General features: G+C 72.9%; 2 protein-coding genes. Both read left to right on the forward strand.

Translation table 11 applies throughout. From position 1 onward, the window contains the following. Nucleotides 1–1,788: hypothetical protein (locus tag Mrose_RS19100; protein WP_119280628.1), on the forward strand; the 1,788-nt coding region annotated here is incomplete at its 5' end. Nucleotides 1,789–1,803: 15 nt separating this feature from the next. Next, nucleotides 1,804–2,343: DUF6519 domain-containing protein (locus Mrose_RS18170; RefSeq protein WP_245970022.1), on the forward strand; the 540-nt coding region annotated here is incomplete at its 3' end.

A 2,343-nucleotide genomic window follows, 5' to 3' on the forward strand; every position in this document is an offset into this window, starting at 1 on the left:
CCCCTGAGCCTCCCCGCCACCGGCACCACCCCCCGCGAGGTGGGGCCGGGACGCTACACCTTCAGCTCGCTGGGCCTCGACGCTCCGCTCTTCAACCCGCCCCAGACCGAAGCCGCCCTCACCCAGCTTGCCCAGGAGATCAACGTGCCCGCCCCCCTGCGCCGCCGGGCGCTGGCCGATGAGCTGCGGGCGCGGCGCCGGGCGCTGGTGGCGGGCGAGGCCCCGAAAGGGGTCTACTTCGGGGCCAACGCGGTGCTCGAGGTGCTGCTGGAGGGCTCGAGCCAGCCGCTGGAGCCCGAGGAGATCGAGGTGTGCAACCTGGACTGGGACCACCCCGCCTGGAAAGCGCCCCTCACCCAGGTCTTTGCCCGGCCCGACGGCTCGAAGTTCCGCACCCGCGTGGCCGTGGACCCCGAGCGGGGACGGCTCTTCACGCTGCTCCCCAACCCCGCCGAGCTGCCCGACCCGCAGTTCCCCTACACCCCGCGCAATCCCAAGGCCGTGAGCTACGCCTACGGCTTCAGCGGCGACCTGGGTGGGGGCCCCTACAACCGCCGGGCCTCGCTCGAGGGCCTGCTGCCCCGCACCCTCCAGTGGCAGGTGGGGGTCAGCCAGGAGATCCCGGCGGTGGCGGGCGAGCCCGTCTTCAAGACCCTGCTCGAGGCGGTGCAGGCCTGGAACAGCGCCCAGGGCCAGCCCAACCCGCCCCAAAGCGGCCTGATCTGCCTGATGGACAGCCGCAGCTACGCCGAGAACCTCACCGGAGCCAACGCCCTGCTGATCCCCGAGGGGCGGCAACTGTTCGTGGTGGCCGCCGACTGGCCGGTGGTCGAGGACCTCACCCAGCCCCCGCCCCGGCCCAAGTCGCGCCCGCCGGGGCGGCTGGTGGCCGAGGGGCGCCGGCCCCACCTGCGCGGGAACCTCGAGGTGCGGGGAACCGCCCCCGCCACGAGCGCCAACCCCGGCGTGCTGGTGCTGGGCGGGCTCTTGCTCGAGGGCGACCTCACCGTGCGGGCGGGCCACCTGGGGGGCCTGCGGCTCGAGCACTGCACCCTGCTGCCGGGCCACCTCCTGCTCGTCGAGCCCTCCACCACCCCCGGCCAGCGCAACGAGCGGCTGGAGGTGGTGCTGCACAGGAGCATCTGCGGCAGCGTGCTGCTGGACGAGGCGGTGCGGGGACTGGAGGTCAGCGAAAGCCTGGTCCACGACCCCCAGGGCAAGTTCGCCATCGCCCACCCCGCCGACTTCGCCCTGGCCGATCCCGCCCAGGCCGCGCTCTTCGGCCCGCCCACCCGCCTGGTCCGTAGCACGGTGCTGGGCCGGGTGCGCCTGAAGGAACTCGAAGCCTCGGAGGTGATCTTCGCCGTGCAGCCCGAAGGCCCGGAGGACGTGGTGCTGCGCGTCGAGCGCCGCCAGAAAGGCTGCGTGTGCTTCAGCTACGTGCCGGAGGGGGCGCGGGTGCCCCGCCGCTACCGCTGCCAGCCCGACCTCGAGCTAGCCCGCCGGCTCGAGGCCACCGCCGGGGCCTCCCAGGCCGAGAAAGAGCGCATCCGGCGGGAGGTGCTCACCTGGCTGCGCCCCAGCTTCAGCAGCCTGCGCTACGGCCAGCCGGCCTACGGGCAACTGGCCCCAAGCTGCCCCGAGGCCATCCGCACGGGGGCCGAGGACGGCTCGGAGATGGGGGCCTTCGGCTTCCTCAAACAGGCCCAGCGCGAGGCCAACCTGCGCATCGCGCTGGGGGAATATCTGCGCTTCGGTCTCGAGGCCGGGCTGTTTTTCGTGACGTGATTTCGAGGGAGGCTTATGAAGGGGGACTTCACACGGCTGACGTTCAAGCGGCGCAAACGCTACTCCAGCGTGCGCATGCAACAGGGGCGGGTGCAGCTCGACGCCGACTGGAACGAGCAGCACGACATCAGCACCTATTTTCACCGCGGCGCGCTCGAGGACAGCCTGGGCCCCGCCGCGGGGCCCATCGGGGGCGCCGGCTTCGGGCTGAGCGTGGTGGGGAACAACCTGCGGCTGGGCGCGGGACGCTACTACGTGGGCGGGATCCTGTGCGAGAACGACGCCGAGGTGCTCTACACCGCCCAGCCCGACCTGGGCAGCTTGGTGAGCCTGCCGGGCGAGGACGGGCTCTACCTGGCCTACCTCGACGTGTGGGAGCGCCACTTGAGCCACCTGGAAGACCCCGCCCTCTCCGACGGCCAGCTGGGGCCCGCCATGCGCGAGGTAGCCCTGCGCGGCCCCGACACCACCACCCGCACCCGCATCGTCTGGCAGGCCCGCCTGAGCCGCCTGGACGCCGACCCCAACGCCGCCCTGAGCTGCCTGGACTGGCCC

It is taken from the genome of Calidithermus roseus (genome assembly GCF_003574095.1).
Taxonomy (GTDB): domain Bacteria; phylum Deinococcota; class Deinococci; order Deinococcales; family Thermaceae; genus Calidithermus; species Calidithermus roseus.